The following is an 18,622-nucleotide window of genomic DNA, read 5'->3' on the forward strand; positions in this document are numbered from 1 at the left end:
ACTTTCCAAGATCTAACCTAGTTTAAAAGTATAACTAAATAGCACAAAACTTTCCAAATACGGTTCATTGGAAGGTTATTTGGCATGCACAAATTTAGTATAGCATGAAATATTTTAAGTTTTCATTGAAAAATGTTGACTAACTATTAGCTGGTTTAGTCGATAAGAAAAGGATTGCCGCAGCACCCCTGGTATTCAACTCAAACACCCGTTAGCTTAAAACCTCCTTTGGAATATTCCAAAGGATATAATGTTTTGAATATTGTCTGGTTTCTACTACAATGGTCTGTTCATCCTTCTTAAAGACAAGTCCCGAACCCATTTGTTCTTTAAAATCCCATCCCTTTTCCTTCATAAACCCCTTTATTACATCGTATCGATAAATTCCTGTATTGTCTGATACATACTTATTATGAATATTTGTTTCAGAAAACAGTTCGTAATCACTTTTTTCCAATTCTAGATTCATTATTGATGTAAGTATAGGTGTAGGATTCCCCTCCTGAAACAATGCACTTCCGAATCTTAATAGAATTAAACCAATTATTAAAATAAATAACAAAAACATTACCTGTAAAAATTTTTTCAAAACCATTCCCCTCGAATGTACGGTACTATTCTTCTATATTTTAACAAAATTTTCGGATTCCTTGTTCAACTAAACTGCCCCGTTAGTTCCATAAGAAAAAGAGCTGCCAAAGCAACCCTCTTAATGAAGTAAAACACCTTTTAGTTCAATAAGGTTATGGAATGGGAGAACACTACTCTTCCTCCTAATCATCAGTTACCAGCTCGACCTTTTCTGGTATTATTTTTTGAAGAGAGTCTATTGTTGAAAAGTGTTCATCATTTGAGAACGCGGTAATATAGTCACCATCATACCCAACCCAAAACATAGTGGAACTTTCAGTTAAAGTTGCTATCGGGGTATTGGCTATCCACTTTAATTTAACTAGTCTGGTTCGGTTTTTTTTAGTCTTTTTTACAGGATAAGGTGACTCATATTCCCTTTCCTCTAGTCTGAATACATCCTGTTTTAGGGACCATAATGATAAGTTCAACATGCTTCCATTCCCGTATAAATAAGGATAATATTCTTTAAATTGTTGCGGGCTGCGTATAATTGCCTTTACAAAGAACGTGTCTTTACGACTCCCCTTCATATAATTAAACTCTATATTTTGCATCTTAAACAGCTCTTCGTACTCTGCTTGTTGAAAATCATAGATTTCCGCAAGCGAATAAATAGGGTAATAATCTGGGCTATCCATCCAATTGAAAAAAAATTCTTCATGGGTATTTGTATAATCACTATCAGTATAACAAGAAAACTCTACGATATATTGGAACTCACCGTTAATCTCAAAAGGATAAGTGGCTTCTTCCCCCGGCACAGTTATTATTTTTTCGGGAGGGAAGTAGCTTATTTCTACTTTCATTTTAATCGCCTCTCTTAAAAGGTTCGAATAGTTTATTTTAATTATATTACCACGTGAAACCATTGTTTTCGCTGGCTTATTAGTATTATCAGCTTCTTGAACTATCCTGCCCCGATAGTTCAAAAAAGACGATTAGCTATTTGCTAGTCATCTCTTTCACTTTAGCGTTAATAGTGGAACGTGGAACGCCAGTCATTTTAGCTATATCATTAACACTTAAACGGTTAGATTCACTTTCATCAGAGCTTTAACGACTTCTTAACGTCCTTCCTCATCCCTCCCTTTACGTCCCTCAGTAGTTCTATCTTTAATTAGATCACGTTCAAACTCAGCAACTATAATTATTCGTTGCTAGACTAGAGTTTATTTTATTCAATAACAAGACTGTCTCGTGCTGCTTAATTAAACAATGAAGATTTTGACACAAGGAATCATATCAAAATCCATTCATTATTATTATTTGGTACATACATTGATAATTATTGGAGAAAATACCCTATAAATAAATATAGGAGCTTAAATTTAATGAAGTTCATTAAACATTTACTAAAATATAACAAGGTAAATAATGACTATCTTCCTTCAAAGCAAATACCTCAACCCTCTAAAGAAGTTTTCTCTAAAGTTAATGAAAATATCTCCACAATAAAACAAATCTTTTCTAACACAGAAGATTTAGTTGTAAAGGAATTAAAAACGGAAACAGTACGAGGTGTACTTATTTATCTCGAAACTATGGTAGATAAGGAAAAAATACTAAGAGACGCTTTGAAACCTTGTTTAGAATCGAATTCAGAAACAATTCAAAAGGTGCTTAGTACTAATTTTCAGGCTACAACAGTTTTCAATCAGGTCGAGGATGCACTTTTAAAAGGCTCTTGTGTTTTGAGTTTAGATGGTTATGAAAAGCTTTATTTAGTTGATGTCTCTATGTCTAAGGACCGTTCTGTTACAGAACCAGAAAACGAAAAGATTGTCCAGGGTTCTCATGATGGATTTATTGAAAACCTTTTAACGAACCTACATTTACTTAGAAAAACAATGAAAAGTCCTAATCTACTCATGAAATATTTCCCAGTTGGAATACAAGTTAAATCAAAAATAGCACTTGTGTATTTAAATAATCTTGCAAATGAAGAAGTAATCTTTGAATTTGAACGCAGATTAAATTCCATTTCGATGGATAACGTTTTAAATATTGGATTCTTGGAGGAATTAATAGAAGATTCTACAATATCACCTTTTCCTCAATTATTAAATACAGAAAGAGTAGATCGTGTAATTGGACATTTAAATGAAGGCAGAGTTGCTGTCTTCATGGATGGAAACCCAACTGCTTTACTTTTGCCGGTTACATTTTTTGCTTTTTATCAATCACCTGACGATTATAATTCTCGATGGATGATTGGTACGTTTATCCGTTCAATTCGACATGCAAGTTTTTTGATCTCGATTCTATTGCCAGCTTTTTATATTGCTGTTATTGCATTTCACTTTGAAGTGCTGCCTGACGAACTTGTAAACCCTGTCGGAAGTTCAATTAATAAAATTCCTTTTCCCCCATTAATCGAAGCATTACTTATGGAATTAACCATTGAGTTGATTCGCGAAGCTGGAATACGTCTTCCCTCAAGAATTGGCCAAACAATTGGGATAGTTGGAGGCCTTGTTATTGGGGACGCCATCGTTCAAGCAGGGCTTATCTCGACTACAATGATTGTCGTTGTTGCCTTAACTGCTATTTCTTCTTTTTGTGTTCCATCACATGGAATGAGCGACGCAGTTCGATTGTTACGTTATCCGTTCATGTTTCTGGCTGCCTCATTTGGATTCGTTGGAATAGTCTTTGGTTTTATTGTGCTTTTAGCTCATTTATGCAAGTTAGAGTCATTTGGTACACCCTACTTTGCTCCACTTGCTCCACTTAGAATAAAAGACATCAAGGATACTTTTTTGCGTTTGCCAATTTGGAAATTGAATACAAGACCTTTAGATTCACATCCTAAACATATTAAACAACAAAATTTTTCAAGGGGATGGAAATCCAATGATAACAAAAGAAAGTAGTATTTCAAAAACACAGCTTTTTTTTATGATCATTCAATCTCAAATCGGAGTTGGAATTTTATCATTACCTCATGATGTCTCGTTAATTTCTAAGAATGATGGGTGGATATCTATTTTAATTGCAGGACTAATCATACAAGTCATTATTTTGGTATTATGGGGGCTTTGCAGAAGATTTCCATCTTTAACAATTTATGAAATCATTCCTCATATACTAGGGAAAAGGCTAGGAAAGGCCGTCATTTTATGTTACACCCTGTACTTTGTTGTTACAGGTAGTTTAGTTTTATCCCGTTTTAGTCAAATCATCGATATATGGATCTTACAAAGGACGCCAAACTGGATATTAATTTTATTAATGTTAGGAGTTTGCGTATATCTTGTTAAAGATAATTTACGAAGCATGGCTCGTTTTTATGTACTCGTTACTCCAATGTTAATTATTCTATTTGGTCTAATTACATATTCGCTAAAAGATGCTAATTTTTTATATCTATTGCCAATTGGTCAATCCGGCATATCAAATATGATAAAGGGTTCTAAAGAAGCAACATTTTCGATGTTAGGGTTTGAGTTTATGCTTTTTCTCTACCCTTATGTAAAAGCATCTGAAACCCGTAAACTAATTGCGATTTCATCTGCCCACCTTTTCGTAACTCTATTTTATACATATCTGGTGTTTGCTAGTCTGGTCTTTTTCGAAAATAGGCAAGATCTATATCTTACTCCACAGCCTTTATTGTATATGATCAAAGCCTATTCCTTTCAAATCATCGAACGAATCGATTTATTTTTCTTATCTATCTGGATCATATCTGTTGCTACATCTATTGCAACCTGGCTTTTTCTTTCTTCACATGGCCTTAAATACCTTTTTGAACGTGCCAATCATGCTGCATTTCTTCCATACACTGCCGGGATTATTTTTATTATTGCTCTTCTTCCCGACAATGAAACTGACCTTGAAAAATTTAATAAGCTTATGGAACCTGCACATTTTAGCTTTATTGTGGTCATACCATTATGTTTATTTTTGCTTTCATTTTTCCTTCCTAATAAAAGACATGGAGATTATAATGTATGAAAATCAAAAGGTTATTTATGATTAGTATATGTTTATTGTTAACAACAGGATGCTGGGATCAAAATTTAATGAAAGATGCTACTTTAATACAAACTATAACTTTTGATCAGACTGATGAAGGGGAATTTTTATTAGGATTTGCAATACCAAATATATATAGAAACTCAATTGATTCAGGACAAGAAACTGAAGCTATTAATAGTGAAAATTTATCTACAGTGGCAAATACTCCAAGAGAAGGACGCTTGAAATTAAATACAGAGATACCCGGTAATTTAGATTCTTCGAAAAATAAACTTGTATTATTCGGTGAACAATTTGCAAAAGGTGACATTTATCCTTCTTTAGATGTAATTTGGCGCGATCCCCGAAGTTCCTTAAGTGCTAAATTAGCAGTTGTAAAAGGAAAAGCATTTGATACACTCAGTATTCAACCTAGAGTAGAATCAAACATTAGTCAAAACATCTTATATCTAATCCGAAGTACTGAAACAAATACAATCATTCCTGAAGAAAGCATCCAGACTCTGGCTTCAGAGTTACTTGATCCAGGTGAAGATATTGTTCTTCCCTTATTAGAGATAGGTCGTAATGGTACTACTATAGATGTGGCAGGTGTAGCATTATTTGATGAGAGGAAATTATCAGGAACTCTATCTCAAGTAGAATCCACTCTTTTTCTTTTACTAAATAATAAGCAAGGGAAATATGCGCGTTTTACACAAAATGTAAACGGAATTGAAGAATTAAAAATGGTGAATTTTATTTCTCTGAATGTCGATCATATTAAACAGACTTTAAATGTTTCTGTGAATGACAGAGGAGAAGTTTTTGTAAATTTAAACTTACATTTAAAAGTAATAGTAGAAGAATATCCTATAGGGAATGTACCTAAGAAAGTTGATCAACTAAACAAAAAATTATCAAATATCTTTACTAATAATGCTGAAGGAGTGATTAAAAAACTACAAGAAGCCAACTGTGATGCGTTTGGTATTGGAAGAAGACTGATCGCTTTTCACCATGATACCTGGAAAGAAAAAGATAAGACAAACTATTTTAAAGATGTTAAATTCAAATCAAAGGTAGATGTGGAGATTATCCAACATGGTATTGTTAAATAAATTAATAATATAGAAAGAATAATTAACTGCATCATAACAAATTAAGTCGTGATATAGGTTAAATTTTGTAGTCAAGAAGTAAAAGGAACTTTTTTATGTAGGATTTTATACATCTCTGATAAATCAACGTTTTCGGCTACTTTAGAACAATGTTAGCTACATAAAAAATAGAAGTAATATCCAACCTCTTACCCCATTAAATGGCCCGATTCTGGGAATAACATGTGAACATTTTTAAAAAGTTTTATTATTGTTTAAAAAACTTTAATATCTGCTCTGATTTCAAAATTAAAGTTGACTACTTTTATTGAACTTTAAAAGGAGGTACCACAATTTAAGCAGTGCCTTCTTTACATTTTAATAGTAAATCTCAATGACTTTATTGTTTGATTTCACAACGTGCATTTTTTAGGTTGTACATCTGCCATCTATGTTCTAAAAATCTCGTCCTTTTCTGAACACATGTCATAGCGCTTTGAAATAAGTTTTTTTGTTATCATTCACGTTCATTATTCTTCCTAATAAAATCTATCTTATTGTAGATTTGAAACAAAGTTTGATCAAATTAATCCAAGAAACCTTGATAAATGAATAAATAGAAAAGGCATGTTTTGAAAAAATATTAATCAAAACAAAACATGCCCTTATACTATTAAATTGGATTATTCTTTTATAAAGAAGATGAATCATTTTGTGATCCTTAATGAACTAAACCAGCTAATAGGATGTCAATATCTTTCTCTAAAATTTTCATTTCCCTTATGATATACTATTTTTGTTCATGACAAATAACCCTCCAAAACCCTTTTGGAAGGATTTTTCTCTGTTTCACAAAATCGTTAATCAGGCTAAATCTAGGAATGCTTCTTTTCTCTTTAATAAAGCGTAAATCCAATGAAGTAACTTATTCATACAGGCAACGATTGACACTTTGGCCGGTTTTCCTTCTGATTTTTTCTTATCATAGAAGGCTTTAAGCTTTTTGTTCCTTGAACTTCTTATGCCGCATAATACGGCAAGATACAGAGAATGACGTAATCTGCTCGAACCTCTTTTAGTCATACGATTAATGGTTGCCGTAAACTTACCTGCTTGGATCTACTCCAGCGAAGGCAACCAGTTTTTTCGGATGATTAAACCGATCGATTTCACCAATTTCAGAGATATTCGTGGCTGCGATTTTTTCTCCTATACCGGAAATCGATTGGATGATCTTATATTCTTCCAGTTCATTTGCCAGGGCCACTCCACTATACGATCTTCCAAATCAGAGAGGTGTCCCTGGTAATGAAAAAGCAACTCAATATACATACGAAGATTGATTACTTTATCAAAAGTATAAAACAAAGTAGCTTTTACATCTGGTTTTCTAGCCATTTTAACCACTTTATCATCCCATTTGATTTGTTCAAATGACTGCCTTAACAGCTCTATTGATTCACTATCTGTTATCATTACAACATCTTCGTAATTTCCTTCTATTGAAATTTTTTGAACATCTACTCTTGTTAATTGTCCTTTTTCTTCCCCCATACAACCGACCAATAACACCATAAAGACAAAAAGAGAAGTAAAATTTATTATCTTTTTCATCATACACCTCCATAAATTTAGACGTTAACATTACATAATAGTTCCAGCTTATCTTTAACTATCCCCCCTTTAGCTCCATAATAAAAAGAGCTGCCAAAGCAACTCCCTTATTGAAGTAAAGCACCCGTTAGTTCATTAAGGAACAGGCTGTCACAGCAACCCCAGTCATTGTAAAGAACCCTTTTGCTTTATAAGTTGTTATCATTTTCTATGTAATACAAATTGTGATTTACTGTATTTAAAGTGATTTTTTTCGTAAAAAGGAATTAAATTTTCTTCGCAAAACAAGCTAATAACATCAATATGAGATAGTTCGTCTAACAATTTTGATACAAGGTTCCTTCCAATACCAGACTTTTGAAATGCTTTATGTATAACAACATCTTCAATGTAGGCTCTAAATTTACCGTCTGAAACAGCTCTTGCAAACCCAATAAGAGTACCGTCTTTCCAAACACCGATTGAGATTTCCCGTTTTAACATTTCTTCAATATCTTGTTCTTTTCTTTCCTCCCACCAACCTGCATCATTATAAAGTTTCATAAGGTCTACTGCTTTAATTGGTCTTTCATAAAATCTAAAATATTCAACTTCCAAGTTGCTATCCCCTATTCGTTTTTAATCTAATTTTATATAAACAGTACAGAGATGTCTTCTTGAACTAATCTGCCCCGTTAGTGCAGTAAAAAAGGGATCACCGCAGCGATCCCAATCTATAACTCTCGCGCCCGTTTGTTCAATAAGAGAGATGAACATTTTTGGATTTCTTTAATTATCTCTTAAACGTTTCCTTAGTTCTGAGGCAGCATCAGTTGGGTTATGGATTTGAAAAATGACATATTTATACTTTTTATGTCCATTCAACTCAATTATGACTAGTGGTTCCCTACATTCATAGGATAAGAAGTACCATTCATCCGAATATTTAAAACTACCCTCAAAAATATTTAATGGGGAAAATGAAGTACCAGGCATCCTTAGCATCCATTGTGGTGCGTCAAAATAATCAACTAATACATCATTTATTGTGTGGTAAGGAATTTGAACTTTTCGTTTCAAAGCAAAGTATCCAGTTAAACCTGTTAACTTTAAGATAAGTTCATTTTCACCAAAATGTATTTCTCTGCCCAATTTATATACCTCCCCACAAGGATTTTCCACTTTAATATTTCCATTTTAACATCTCTTTTAGTTGTTACCCTTATTGAAGTAACCTGCCCCGTTAGTTCCTTAAGAAAAGCGAAACTTATTCCAGAATCGCCCCCTATTCTGGAATACTTAGATCGTTGAAACGGGTTCAAAAGTCTCAAATAGATTAATTATTGTTAAGTCCTAATTGCTTGATAATCCATTTTGTACGCTCTTGATAGGCAGAATCGCAACTCGTAAACAGATGATCAGTTTTATACCAAGAAATTTCCTTTGGTGAACTTGCAACAGAATAGAATGTATCTGCTTGATGTTTTGGTACAAATTCGTCATCATGAACAAATTGAAATAACAGTGATGCAGGCGTAGCTTTATTTATATAATGAATTGCATCTAATGGTTCCAATTCTGAAATAAATTTATTAAACTGCTCACTTGAAAGCTTGGCACGAATCAGTGTCGCTAATGGATGCTCACTCGTTTTATGCCACTCAGACACACTAGAGAATCCAGCCATTAAAACATATGATTTAATACGTTCTTCGACGCCAGCGAGAACTCCACCCCAAGTAGCCCCCAAACTATGTCCAATATAGGCAAGACGATTTATATCAATATTTTCTAAACTACAAAGAAGGTCAACTCCCCTTTGAATGTCAATAACTGTCTGAGTATATTGTCCAATATTAGTTATTGTCTCTACCATGAGATTTAACATCTGTTCCTCAGATAAATCTTTTGGATAATCGTTTCGCATGACAGGTGCAGCGATTAAAAGAGAAACTATATCTTTTAAAGCTAAAGCTTCAGCTTCTGACAAAAATGTTGTTCGGTTGCCTTGACCTGGATGCATAAAAACAACTGCTGGGAAAGGTCCGTCTGTTTTTGGAACGACCAGATATGCGGGTACTTTACCACCATACGGACTTAAATAAGACACATCTCTAAGCGTATAACCATCCTTTTCAATATACGAAGATTCCTCGAAATCTAACGACAAAGAACGCTTATAATCAAGCAACTAATAACACTCTCCTTGGACTTCTAAGTATTTTATCCATATTACCACAATTTACCTTTATGTTTTATGAAGTATTTAATAATACTTTTTTAAAATCTACCCGTTCAATAAGCCTTATTCCATTAAATGGCCCAATTGTTGAATAAAGAAAGAGCTGCCTTAAAGACAGCTCTGATCTTCAGCTAAAGCACCCGTAAGTTTAACTAAATTACATTTTATTAGTTCCATTTCTAAACGGATATAGCACTGTATCGACCCAATTACGAAACATTTCATAAGCTTGTTCGTCTGTTTTTACATTACCTAAAAATACCCCCATAAAGTCATCATAATAACGTTCCTTAGCTCCAAATAATGTGTTAAACTCCTTTTCATTTTCAAAATCATCGAAAAATATATCCATTGTTTTATCTTGTCTTTCCCAAGCAATGGCCTCGATATAAGGAGTAAACTCGTTTTTGTAATTGTCTATATGTAGGTGGTTACCCGTATAATTTTTATTGTCAAAATATCCGTAATCATTCATATCTAAGCCTCCTAAATGAAATACAAGAATATGATACCTTTTGTTCAACAATCCTGCCCCGTTAGTTCATTAAGCAAAAAGGCCACCAAATGGCAGCCCCGGGATCTCAACAAACGTACCTGTAGTTTAACAAGCAGCAGAACTATCTTAGATATCCTCCATTATTAATATCGAATGTTGAGCCTGTATAATGCTTGGCTCTATCTGATAATAAGAAGACAACAGTATCAGCCACATCTTCAGGCAGGACAGGCGTATTGATAAGTTGGTTACTTAAATACTCCTCTTTTCTCCAATCAGGTATTGTACCCATCATGGGAGTATTAACCATCGTAGGAGCAACAGCATTAACTCGGATGTATGGTGAGAAATTCATTGCACAGCTTTTAGTTAAACTTAATATGGCAGCCTTTGATAACCCATAAATTGCATCTGAACTACCCTCCATTGCTGACACTGAAGACATATTAATGATAACTCCCTTACGTTGGCTTTGGAACAATTTTTTACCGAACATTTGTGAGAGATAAATAAACCCCTTAACATTTATATCTAGGACTTTATCAATTTCATCTACTTGATAATCTAGTATATTTTTCGCCAAATAAATCCCCGCATTATTAACTAAACCATCTACATCAGCATGTTCTGCTTCAACATATACAAAAAATTTAACGACCTCTTCATGGTTACTTACATCTAACTGATATGTATGTAAAACACAGCAATCATCAGTTGATCGTTTTAAATCATATAAGGAATGTTCATTAATATCGCATGCAATTACTGAAGCCCCCTCATGTAAGCATTGTTTGACAATTTCTTTGCCTATTCCAGAAGCCGCGCCTGTTACGATTACTTTTCTATTTTTGAGCACTTATTAAAGCTCCTCTCTATCTAGATTACTCTTATTAACTAAATAGTATCATGAGCGTTATCCATTAACCTTGTTCAACTAACCTGCCCCGATAGTCATAATGAACGAAAACGGCTCCCATCGCTTAACGTAGATTGCACTTGGTCATAATGTTACTACCAAAAATAAAAAACCAAGTGTAGAGCTACACTCGAAAAGGAGCCTATATTATGAAGGATGTTCAAAAATTTGTTGGTTTAGACGTATCTAAAGATTCAATTGCTGTTGCGATTGCTGATTCTGGTCGTGGTGAACCTAGATTTCATGGAACTATTCAAAATAAACCAGAGGATATTCGCAAATTGATGAAAAAGTTAGGGAAGCCTGAAAGCCTATTAGTATGTTATGAAGCAGGATCTTCTGGGTATGGAATTTATCGATTTCTTCTATCTATGGACATTGATTGTATGGTTGTCGCACCCTCCCTTATTCCAAAGCGATCGGGCGATCGTGTGAAAACAGATAAAAGAGATTCTATTAGATTAGCTCAGCTACTTCGCGCTGGAGAGCTTACTTCTGTATGGGTTTCAGATGAAGATCATGAAGCATTGAGAGACTTAATTCGTGCTCGTCATGATGCTCGTGAGGATTTACAAAGTTCTCGCCAGAGACTTATTCACTTCTTACTTCGCCATGGAATACGTCCTCCGCAAGGAGTTAGAAATTGGTCCGTAAAACATCGTGAATGGTTAAAACGATTAACGTTTGAAAGAGCTTCTCAACGTATTGTTTTTCAAGAATATCTTCATGCAATCAATGAGGTTGAAGATCGTATGAAACGAATCGAAGCTCAGATCCATGAAGAAGCCCTTCAAAGTGAACATGCTCCGGTAATTCAAGCTCTTCAAACTTTAAGAGGAGTCGCAGAAGTCACAGCTGTTACTTTGGTAGCTGAAATTGGACAGTTTTCTCGCTTTTCAAACCCAAGACAACTGATGTCCTATGCTGGACTTGTTCCAAAGGAATACTCGAGTGGGTCTAGTCGTTGGCAAGGTTCCATTACGAAAACCGGAAACTCCCAAATTCGTCGTTCCATAGTACAAGTTTGTTGGTCTTATCGCCATCAACCATCTCTTAAAGGTGAATTGCTTAAACGTCAAGAAGGTCAAGATCCAGAGGCAAAACGTATTGCTTGGAAAGCTCAACACCGTCTTCATATGAAATATCATCGCATCTCTGCTAAAGGAAAAGGTGGAAAAGTAGCTGTTGTTGCAGTAGCCAGAGAATTACTTGATTTTATTTGGGCTATCGGTTGTGCCATTGAGAATAAGCAAGTAAGTGTATCGAATGTTGCTTAAGTAGATTGAAAGTAAGATTATGTAAAAAATGATTTTATCGAATCATAATTTTGTGATTTAGAATTGAAGATTTGGCTCGAAGGCAACCCCCCGGGAAGGAGAACCCTCATGTGCAACTATGCACTAGGTCTAGGGACTGTTAGTCCGAGGCAGCTCCGTGACGGATGGAGTGAAATGTGGTAACCAACCCACGCATATCAGTTTGTATACCACCGTCAACGTTTTTGCCTTCGTGCCAAGTTTTTAAGGTTATCCTTTTTCAACTTTTAGAATTGTATCCATTTCGATTTAGCTTATCAAGGGAAAGTACGCCCTTGACAAGCTAAATTCGAAAGGATATTTGGTTTATAAGTTGAACAAGGAATAACTCTATTCATAGCTGAATAAAACACCATTTAAAACATTTGGGTGTGTGGTGGGTTGACAGTTTCGTTCATATCAGTTGCATAAGGGGTCTTGCCGCATGCCCATCAAGATAAAATGTCTTTATACCCCAAAACGAAAAAAGCTATCTTCAGCAGCATTTACAGAAAGAATAGCTTATTTTTTCGTTATGGGTATAATCTTTTTCTTAGCTTGATGGCGATAGGCGGTACCCCAATAAACAGACAAATTCGTCTGAAAATTTCTTAAGTTTTGGTTTAAAATAGGAATAATGTAAGATAAATCTATTTTTCTTGTATGATAAAGTAGAATAGTAGGAAAATGAATCGAAGGATGTGGTACTATTTGATGTTAAATGTAAAAAAAATGTCGTTTGTTGTTTTTATTTGTTTCATGTTTTTTATACCAAATTCAATCTATGCTCAAGAAATTTTGCACAATGGAAGTCAAGGACAAGCAGTTTATGACTTACAAGAAAATTTAAAGAAAATGGGTTACTTTAACAGTCAACCAACAGGGTATTATGGATCAATTACTGATCATGCAGTGAAAAAACTTCAACTAGATTCTGGAATATTACCAGATGGAGTTTTCGGATTCCAAACACAACAAAAATTAAATAGTATTGAAATGATGGCCAGGGTTGTTTATGGAGAAGCTCGAGGAGAAACTTATGAAGGAAAAGTAGCTGTCGCTGCAGTAATTTTGAACCGAATGTCAACGCCAGGTTTTCCTAAAAATACTTACGATGTTATTTTCCAGACAAATGCTTTTACAGCTGTGCATGATGGGCAATATTATTTGACCCCAAATAGCTATTCTTATCGTGCTGTTATTGATGCCTTACAAGGTTGGGATCCTACTCATGGTTCTGTTTATTATTATAATCCGTTCTCGGCAACAGATGAATGGATTTTCACAAGGAAAACAGTCATTAGAATAGGCAACCACTTATTTGCAAAGTAAAACTAATCTACATACATATTGAGGAATGATATTTTTATATTATTATAAATATCCCATTAACTATGTGGTGTGGTATAGTTGAAAGGTCGGGCAGTATTTGCCCGACCTTTTTGATGACACCCCCATAAGAAAAAACTGCCTTAAAGACAGCCCCGATCTTCAGCTAACGCACCCGTCTGACCTGCACAAAACGTGTTAAAATTGAAAAAAATACCCCAACACCCATTAACGCATAAATAACAGGAGTACTCCATAACAATCCATTTAATCCATTAACGAACTCTTCCAAAAATAATCCCCCCTCGTATTGTTCTTTAAAAATCTTTAAAAAACTAGTCATATAAAAAGATGAAAAAAGTAAACGCTTTCAAATTAATTTAGTTTTAAAAACTTAAATCCTCCTCGGCTGAAGCCGACAAACGCATTACCATATAATACTTTTTTCGTCTCTTTAATTGTTAAGGACTCGCCCGTCACACAATCATTTCCTACACCCCCTCATTCTTTTTTAAAACAATAAAAAGGAGGCCATATTGACAGACGGATCCCGTCATCAATACAGCCCCCTATTTTCACTATATAACTATAGGCTTTTAATTATTTAAATGTGGTTTTCTACAATTTTTTGCAACTCCATTAAACGGACTTTTCCTTTTCCATAACGCCAATTCATTCGCATTGGATCGCTTTTTTATGAGGATTCTTCCTCTTTTTTTTCTGTAAACTCGTAAATGATTGCCTGGTGTCAGGCTCCTCTGTCAAGCTCTTCTTTTTAAATTTTCTGAATTAACTAATAACTTATCTCATTGTACGCGGAAGCATACTGTTCAGTCAACATATTTTTATCCAAGTGATTCTTCATTATCTTCTAAAAGAAGGAAAACAAAACTGTTATTTTTTATTAAACATTTAAATATGTCCTTTTGCACTAAGCAGCCCCTTTGGTTTAAGTACATTTTTTCACATTCTCACACCAATATTAATATAAATATCCAGTTTTGTTTGTAAGTCTTATTCCATTATTAAATGCCCCTTAAATGTGCATGATTTACACTGATTTTGGTTATGTTTTGGAAACTTGAATGTATAAAAGTGAGTGTAAGATGTCATCATCAATCTTTATTTTATACTCCGAGTGTGACTGAATTTACTGGGACGAATCTTTTTATGGATTCGCCAACAATTTTTCTTCATTTGACCCAAGCTTGATCGTGTATTCAGTCGGTATCCATAAGCCTGTATTCTCATTTCTTCCTTGGAGAACATATTTCGGGTTGTTTTTGCCCATCCGTTCTGCAGCTGTTTTCGCAAGCTTGCCGATATCACCTGTTTTGAGGCGGTTGATAATTAAACCGAGTTTCAAACTCTTAATTGTCAGCATTTCATAATCTGTGCTGCTGTCTCCCGCTACGAATATCGGACCGTATCCGCCCCGCGTTTTGGAGATGGCGTGTTCGATCACTTCCACCTTACCTTCCCGAGCAGTAATCGGCCAATTGTCTTCATATTCTGCTTGAGTAATTCCTTCCTTCGTTTTTAATCTCATCCCAAAGACATTTTCCTTTGGAAGGTTGTAGCCGTATTTTGGATTTGACGTAAATACCTCCACCACTTCTTCCATCGAAGCCGAAATAACATAAACGTCAATCCCATTCTCCATAAAAGTATGCATTAAGTTTGCGATTTCCGAGGCCAGACGCAGTCCTGTTGTATAGGTAACTTGAACAGTACCGGCTTTTCCTAACATGGACCCAGGACTTATAAGCGTCACCGATGCCATTTCCGCCCCTAAATTATAATCATTTGAAGCCTCTGCAAGCTGCTGAACTTTCTCGGTCGACATGTTGGCAAATAAATAAAGCACCCATGGATATCCGATTTCAACACCGTATGTTTCCCCAATTGCTTCATAAAGAAAGTACATTTTCGCTTTAAAATCTTTAAATTGATCAGTTGAATGTAGCGTTTCTAACCGCTCTTTTCCATTCATCCCATTATAGTTGGAATAAAGAAATTCGTAATCGCGCTTCAGGTCCTCGGCGATTTGCTTGAGAGTGACTGCATCTCCTTGAAGATTTTTAAACTCGTGTGAAAAGGGTCCATTCGGCACATTCTTTTTGATCACTTCATAAAACTCTTCCGGTTGCATGTTATATGCCAAGTGATCAATTTGATAAAGAAAGAGGGCCTCCTCCGTATCATTCATGATGCTAGTATGATCCCAATCAAAAACAACATAAGGTTTTCGATTTGGATCGTATCCTTTACTTCCGGCACCATGCTTATCAATTAGGTTTTGAACAGACTTATAGGTGTCAGGAGCCCATTTTCCTTTATCCAACACTTGAATACAATGGCCCTCCCTTTTTTGCGGAGTCGAAACTGCTTTTCCGCTTGCAGCCGCTCCTAAGGAAGCAGACAAAAACAAGCAAATAACGATCATGCCAAATAAAGTCTTTAATTTGGTTCTATTATTCATATTATCCCCCCTGAAAAATGCAAAAGACGCCTGACCAATAGCTCGTTATTAGCTATTGAAACAGGCGCCATTGCCGATTGATTCTTTTATGCGTAAATATTATCACGAATTTTCTAAATAATCAAATATTTCTTTGTAATTCTTTTCTTAACATTTGTAACTTTATAAAAAAGATTGATCATTTCTGTGATCCTTATTCAATTAAGCGCCCATTTTGCTCAAAAATCACAAAAGAGTCACATTAATAAGATAAATTCCAAACATCGGACAAGAAAAAAACCAATCAACTTGTTTATTTTTCATTAGATACTTCCAAAATGTTTTAATTAACCTATTATCAATTAAATGGTAATACAAAAAAATAGTTATAAAACAACTCTTATTTTAAACCTTATTTCTTTCAATTGACGAACAAGTTGCATAAACTATAAAAGTTAAATAAAATTAAAAGAAGCTGATGAAATCAGCTTCTTTTTGCAAATGTTTTATAATACTTTTACACTAATCGGATAGAGATAAGGCTCATTAGGTTCACTGATTTTTTCCCAATCAGTAATTTTGATTACAGGAAGCTCCTTCCCGTTATACGTCGTAATTTCTATTACACCATTTGCTTTGATCCATGTATCCTTGTCTAGGGAAGAAGCCTCTGGGAACTCTGAAAGAAATCCAATAATACTTGCGTCTGCGACACAGTGAGTAATTAAAAATCTTGAAATCACCAGCTGATTTTGAGCAAATCCATCTTCTTTATAAACAAAGCCCTTTAATTCGATTTTTCTTCCCTTAAACTTATTAATATCTTTACTCATTTCTTCATAATAGGCTGCATAAACATAGTCATTCATCTCAATATTTTGGTTTTGTTCTAACTGTTGTATCAGTTGATTATATTCTTCCTCTGAGATTTCTTCCTGCTGGTTTTCTAGAAGAGCTGGGTCTACAGGGTTGTCATCTATAGAGGGATTAGCCTGACCATTTATGTTACTCTCTTCCATTTCTTCTGGAGGGTTACTGTTTTCTTTATTTTTGTCTTCTTTAGGTGCTTGTTTTTGGTTTGACAGTGCCAGCATTGCCCCTTTCTTATTGGCAATAGAAGCATCGAGTACTTTGGCTGGAAGCAGAAACCCAGTTAGTAATGGAAACACAATAATAAAATACGAAATTAGTTTTTTTGTGTTAAAAGAAGAATCTCCATGATCATGGTTATGGTCGCAGTCATGGTCGTGCTGATCACAATGATGATCGCTGCTTTTCTTTACTTTCCATGTCCTTGTAATTTGAATAAAAAACAAAATCAAAAATATTACAGAAGCTACTTGGCTTAAACTTTCATATTTTGGGTTAATGAACTTTGTAATTTCACCGGTGAAATGAAGCTTAAATATGAGGGCCGAAAAAGCTAGTAAAATTAAAGCTCTAGTAGCTTGCTGAAATTGGATTTGCATGATTTTCCCCTCCTATAAAAAGCTTTGTATCAGCATTAAAGTGATAAACACCATAGAAACAACCAATGCTAGCAAAACCATAACAAATTTAAATCGAAAAACGCTCAGCATCATAAGTGTGTTCTTTAAATCCATCATGGGTCCGAAGATTAAGAAGCCAAGGATTGATGAAACTGGAAAAATGCTGCTAAAGGAAGCTCCTATAAACGCGTCTGCTTCAGAACATAGAGATAAAACGTAAGCCAATCCCATCATAACAAATAAAGAAGAAGCCGGACCGTTTCCAGCCTCCAACAAGGATTTTGCTGGCATATAGGTTTGTACAAAAGCAGCTAAAAAAGCTCCCATAACCAGGTATTTCCCCATATCAAAAAACTCATCAATTGAATGTGTGAGCATCGACCAAAAACGCTTGGAAAGTGATTGATTTTTACTGTGAATATGGGTTGAAATGATGGAAGCCTTAAATTGATTGCCTTTAAAAATCCAACTGACAGCAAAGGCAACCATTATAGCCACCAGAAAACCTAACCCCATACGTAATCCAGCGATTTTAAAATCATTTCCAAATGCCATATATGTAGAAACAATAACAATCGGGTTGATAAGAGGGCCTGTTAACATAAAACCCATCGCAGCATGAATAGGTACTCCTTTTACAACTAAACGTCGAACAATGGGGACGATTCCACATTCACAGGCAGGAAACAGTGCTCCTACAATACAGCTCATGATTACGGCCATAACCTTATTCTTTGGTATCCACCTTTGAATATGTTCCTCAGTAACAAAGATTTGGATCACTCCAGCGATGAGGACCCCAATTAAAACAAAGGGCAGGGCTTCTATTAAAATACTTAGAAAAATAGTATTTAAATTTAACAATGACGGTGGAATAACAAAGGTATCTTTTATACTAGAACTGAAAGTAAACATGAAAAGAGCTAGCGCTATTATGATAATACCGGTTATATCTATCATATAACCTCGAATAATCCGAATCATAGGTACCTCCCTTAAAATATAATATAGTGCTTCTTCCATAAAATATATTAGAAAGTTATAGAGTATGAATGAAAGATTTACTTAATAATATATAGCAAACTTTAACAATTAAATTCACATGAC

Annotated in this window: 16 protein-coding genes and 2 pseudogenes; 5 read left to right on the plus strand and 13 right to left on the minus strand. The window is 34.7% G+C overall.

The window, feature by feature from the left end; genetic code table 11:
* Nucleotides 1-211: 211 nt before the first annotated feature.
* The 3 genes from ACIQZD_RS00005 to ACIQZD_RS00015 form a co-directional block, all read right to left on the minus strand.
* Nucleotides 212-589 (minus strand): hypothetical protein, encoded by a 378-nt coding sequence (locus ACIQZD_RS00005; protein WP_402897062.1) that lies wholly within the window; start codon nt 587-589, stop codon nt 212-214.
* 184 nt (nt 590-773) lie between these two features.
* Entirely contained in the window at nt 774-1,439 is a 666-nt protein-coding gene (locus ACIQZD_RS00010; RefSeq protein WP_402897064.1) for a hypothetical protein, read from the minus strand.
* Between the two features lie 136 nt (nt 1,440-1,575).
* Complete coding sequence (locus ACIQZD_RS00015; protein ID WP_402899801.1) at nt 1,576-1,635, minus strand: hypothetical protein; 60 nt, start codon at nt 1,633-1,635, stop codon at nt 1,576-1,578.
* A gap of 329 nt (nt 1,636-1,964) precedes the next feature.
* Here ACIQZD_RS00015 and ACIQZD_RS00020 point away from each other — a divergent pair, with 329 nt between their 5' ends.
* The 3 genes from ACIQZD_RS00020 to ACIQZD_RS00030 are packed head-to-tail and all read left to right on the plus strand — an operon-like array spanning nt 1,965 to nt 5,714.
* The gene (locus ACIQZD_RS00020; protein ID WP_402897066.1) at nt 1,965-3,506 is read left to right on the plus strand and encodes a spore germination protein; all 1,542 of its coding nucleotides are present in this window, start codon (nt 1,965-1,967) and stop codon (nt 3,504-3,506) included.
* Nucleotides 3,487-4,590: a GerAB/ArcD/ProY family transporter gene (locus ACIQZD_RS00025; RefSeq protein ID WP_402897068.1), complete on the plus strand. Its 1,104-nt coding sequence runs from the start codon at nt 3,487-3,489 to the stop codon at nt 4,588-4,590. The genes ACIQZD_RS00020 and ACIQZD_RS00025 overlap by 20 nt, the downstream gene beginning before the upstream one ends.
* The gene (locus ACIQZD_RS00030; protein ID WP_402897070.1) at nt 4,587-5,714 is read left to right on the plus strand and encodes a Ger(x)C family spore germination protein; all 1,128 of its coding nucleotides are present in this window, start codon (nt 4,587-4,589) and stop codon (nt 5,712-5,714) included. Before ACIQZD_RS00025 ends, ACIQZD_RS00030 begins: the two co-directional genes overlap by 4 nt.
* Nucleotides 5,715-6,557: 843 nt before the next feature.
* Here the strand turns inward: ACIQZD_RS00030 and ACIQZD_RS00035 are convergent.
* The 6 genes and pseudogenes from ACIQZD_RS00035 to ACIQZD_RS00060 form a co-directional block, all read right to left on the minus strand.
* Nucleotides 6,558-7,094, minus strand: a pseudogene (locus tag ACIQZD_RS00035) (transposase); the annotation flags it as partial.
* Between the two features lie 414 nt (nt 7,095-7,508).
* Nucleotides 7,509-7,850: a GNAT family N-acetyltransferase gene (locus ACIQZD_RS00040; protein WP_402899804.1), complete on the minus strand. Its 342-nt coding sequence runs from the start codon at nt 7,848-7,850 to the stop codon at nt 7,509-7,511.
* Nucleotides 7,851-8,075: 225 nt separating this feature from the next.
* On the minus strand, nt 8,076-8,438 hold the full coding sequence (locus ACIQZD_RS00045) for a hypothetical protein (protein ID WP_402897072.1): 363 nt from the start codon (nt 8,436-8,438) through the stop codon (nt 8,076-8,078).
* Between the two features lie 184 nt (nt 8,439-8,622).
* The gene (locus tag ACIQZD_RS00050; protein WP_402897074.1) at nt 8,623-9,477 is read right to left on the minus strand and encodes an alpha/beta hydrolase; all 855 of its coding nucleotides are present in this window, start codon (nt 9,475-9,477) and stop codon (nt 8,623-8,625) included.
* Between the two features lie 208 nt (nt 9,478-9,685).
* Nucleotides 9,686-10,003: a hypothetical protein gene (locus ACIQZD_RS00055; protein ID WP_402897076.1), complete on the minus strand. Its 318-nt coding sequence runs from the start codon at nt 10,001-10,003 to the stop codon at nt 9,686-9,688.
* A 142-nt stretch (nt 10,004-10,145) separates the two neighbouring features.
* Nucleotides 10,146-10,880, minus strand: coding sequence for an SDR family NAD(P)-dependent oxidoreductase (locus ACIQZD_RS00060; RefSeq protein WP_402897078.1), 735 nt, complete (start codon nt 10,878-10,880; stop codon nt 10,146-10,148).
* 209 nt (nt 10,881-11,089) lie between these two features.
* Between ACIQZD_RS00060 and ACIQZD_RS00065 the strand changes: the two genes are divergently transcribed.
* Nucleotides 11,090-12,217, plus strand: coding sequence for an IS110 family RNA-guided transposase (locus ACIQZD_RS00065; RefSeq protein WP_402897080.1), 1,128 nt, complete (start codon nt 11,090-11,092; stop codon nt 12,215-12,217).
* Between the two features lie 732 nt (nt 12,218-12,949).
* Nucleotides 12,950-13,567 carry a cell wall hydrolase gene (locus ACIQZD_RS00070; protein WP_402897082.1) on the plus strand — a complete coding sequence of 206 codons (618 nt, stop codon included), beginning with the start codon at nt 12,950-12,952 and terminating at the stop codon, nt 13,565-13,567.
* Between the two features lie 166 nt (nt 13,568-13,733).
* Here the strand turns inward: ACIQZD_RS00070 and ACIQZD_RS00075 are convergent.
* From ACIQZD_RS00075 to ACIQZD_RS00090, 4 genes and pseudogenes are all read right to left on the minus strand, one after another.
* Nucleotides 13,734-13,907, minus strand: a pseudogene (locus ACIQZD_RS00075) (hypothetical protein); the annotation flags it as partial.
* Nucleotides 13,908-14,732: 825 nt separating this feature from the next.
* Nucleotides 14,733-16,046, minus strand: coding sequence for an HAD family hydrolase (locus ACIQZD_RS00080; protein ID WP_402897084.1), 1,314 nt, complete (start codon nt 16,044-16,046; stop codon nt 14,733-14,735).
* 485 nt (nt 16,047-16,531) lie between these two features.
* Nucleotides 16,532-17,494, minus strand: coding sequence for a TIGR03943 family putative permease subunit (locus ACIQZD_RS00085; RefSeq protein WP_402897086.1), 963 nt, complete (start codon nt 17,492-17,494; stop codon nt 16,532-16,534).
* Between the two features lie 12 nt (nt 17,495-17,506).
* Nucleotides 17,507-18,499 carry a permease gene (locus ACIQZD_RS00090; RefSeq protein ID WP_402897088.1) on the minus strand — a complete coding sequence of 331 codons (993 nt, stop codon included), beginning with the start codon at nt 18,497-18,499 and terminating at the stop codon, nt 17,507-17,509.
* Nucleotides 18,500-18,622: the final 123 nt, after the last annotated feature.

Source organism: Peribacillus sp. NPDC096447, assembly GCF_044762725.1.
GTDB lineage: Bacteria > Bacillota > Bacilli > Bacillales > DSM-1321 > Peribacillus.

Excerpts from the sequence above, each read along its gene's own strand:
- ACIQZD_RS00010 (WP_402897064.1), bottom strand. The coding sequence starts at position 1,439 with ATGAAAGTAGAAATAAGCTACTTCCCTCCCGAAAAAATAATAACTGTG.
- ACIQZD_RS00020 (WP_402897066.1), top strand. The coding sequence starts at position 1,965 with ATGAAGTTCATTAAACATTTACTAAAATATAACAAGGTAAATAATGAC.
- ACIQZD_RS00025 (WP_402897068.1), top strand. The coding sequence starts at position 3,487 with ATGATAACAAAAGAAAGTAGTATTTCAAAAACACAGCTTTTTTTTATG.
- ACIQZD_RS00030 (WP_402897070.1), top strand. The coding sequence starts at position 4,587 with ATGAAAATCAAAAGGTTATTTATGATTAGTATATGTTTATTGTTAACA.
- ACIQZD_RS00040 (WP_402899804.1), bottom strand. The coding sequence starts at position 7,850 with ATGAAACTTTATAATGATGCAGGTTGGTGGGAGGAAAGAAAAGAACAA.
- ACIQZD_RS00055 (WP_402897076.1), bottom strand. The coding sequence starts at position 10,003 with ATGAATGATTACGGATATTTTGACAATAAAAATTATACGGGTAACCAC.
- ACIQZD_RS00065 (WP_402897080.1), top strand. The coding sequence starts at position 11,090 with ATGAAGGATGTTCAAAAATTTGTTGGTTTAGACGTATCTAAAGATTCA.
- ACIQZD_RS00070 (WP_402897082.1), top strand. The coding sequence starts at position 12,950 with ATGTTAAATGTAAAAAAAATGTCGTTTGTTGTTTTTATTTGTTTCATG.
- ACIQZD_RS00080 (WP_402897084.1), bottom strand. The coding sequence starts at position 16,046 with ATGAATAATAGAACCAAATTAAAGACTTTATTTGGCATGATCGTTATT.
- ACIQZD_RS00085 (WP_402897086.1), bottom strand. The coding sequence starts at position 17,494 with ATGCAAATCCAATTTCAGCAAGCTACTAGAGCTTTAATTTTACTAGCT.
- ACIQZD_RS00090 (WP_402897088.1), bottom strand. The coding sequence starts at position 18,499 with ATGATTCGGATTATTCGAGGTTATATGATAGATATAACCGGTATTATC.